This is a genomic window from Candidatus Protofrankia californiensis, from assembly GCF_900634765.1.
GTDB classification, from domain to species: Bacteria; Actinomycetota; Actinomycetes; order Frankiales; family Frankiaceae; genus Protofrankia; species Protofrankia californiensis.
This window is the reverse complement of the sequence record NZ_CAAAFT010000145.1, coordinates 2,667-3,628: the sequence shown is the minus strand read 5'-3', so window position 1 is coordinate 3,628 and position 962 is coordinate 2,667. Positions and strand designations below refer to the sequence as shown.

Below are 962 nucleotides of genomic sequence, written 5' to 3'. Positions count from 1 at the left end.
GGGCATCCGGGCGTGGGCATCCGGGCGTGGGCATCCGGCTGTTGGCCACAGGGGCATCCCAGTATTGGCACGGGAGCATCCGCGTATCGGCGCAGAGGCGATGATGGGTCGGTGCGAGTCGTGCGGCGGGCAGCCCGAGCAATCCTGATCGACGGGGAGGGACACCTGATCGTGTTCCGCCGGACACCGCCCGGTGTGGCACCCTACTGGTCCACGGTGGGCGGCGGGGTCGACGCGCATGACGCGTCGGTCGAGGCGGCCCTGCACCGCGAGCTGGCCGAGGAGCTCGGCGCCACCGCCGACCGCGTCCAACAGGTGTTCCTCACCAGCACACCCAGAGCGGGCAACGATCGCGACGGCCGCAAGCCCGGCATCATCGTCCAGCACTTCTTCGTCTGCCGGCTCGTCTCCATGGATCTCGCCGCCCGGACCGGAGCGGAGTTCACCAATCCGGCCAAGGGCGGCTACGACGTCGAACGCATCGACCTGCACGGCGAGGACATCACCGGTTTCCCGCTGCTGCCGGAGACGCTCAAGGAGTTCATCCTGGCCAACCGGGAGGCCCTGCTGGACGCCGCACTGAACGCGGCCGGAAACCCCACCACGCCTACCTGAACCACGCCTACCTGACCAGCCGCGCATCCCCGACCAAGATGCCTCACGATCGAACCGGTTCCGCCGGGGCAGCCATTCCACCGCCTCCGACAGCGGGCGGCAGATCCACCGCGTGACATACGGCAGATCCACCGTGATCTTTACGGCAGATTCACCATACAGGCAGCGGCAGATCCACCACGATGCTGGCGGCAGATCCACCATCGATCATGGTTCACGGTATCCTCGGGCAACATGATGATCGCCCCGGATCTCTACCCGCGCCATGCCGTCGATCTGGTCGGTCAGGCTCTCGCCGACACGCGCGTCGTAGTGATCAACGGTGCCCGACGGTTGGCAAGAGCACC

Annotated in this window: 1 protein-coding gene; it reads left to right on the top strand. The window is 67.3% G+C overall.

What is annotated here, in order from left to right; genetic code table 11:
* Positions 1–615: NUDIX domain-containing protein (locus tag DD1DGNOD_RS08570; protein ID WP_241255573.1), on the top strand; the 615-nt coding region annotated here is incomplete at its 5' end.
* Between the last annotated feature and the right edge of the window lie 347 nt (positions 616–962).